The following is a 302-nucleotide window of genomic DNA, read 5'->3' on the forward strand; positions in this document are numbered from 1 at the left end:
GTAGCCCACCACCACGCGCGCCGGCACGCCCGCCGCCCGCATCAAAAAGACGAAGCTGCCCGCGTAGTGCTCACAGAAGCCGCGATGCGTACGGAACAGGAAATCGTCAATCTGCTCGCCCTGCAACCTGTCTCTTATACACATCTCCGAGCCCACGAGACATGGCGCCTGATCTCGTATGCCGGCTTCTGCTTGAAAAAGGGGGGGGGGGGGGGGGGGGGGGGGGGGGGGGGGGGGGGGGGGGGGGGGGGGGGGGGGGGGGGGGGGGGGGGGGGGGGGGGGGGGGGGGGGGGGGGGGGGGG

At 73.5% G+C, this 302-nt stretch carries 1 pseudogene; it reads right to left on the reverse strand.

The features are described from left to right. Window positions 1-132 (reverse strand): annotated as a pseudogene (locus tag JHD73_RS28735) (transglutaminase family protein); the annotation flags it as partial. Between the last annotated feature and the right edge of the window lie 170 nt (window positions 133-302).

The organism is Ralstonia sp. ASV6 (assembly GCF_016429285.1).
In the GTDB taxonomy this organism is placed as follows: domain Bacteria; phylum Pseudomonadota; class Gammaproteobacteria; order Burkholderiales; family Burkholderiaceae; genus Ralstonia; species Ralstonia flaminis.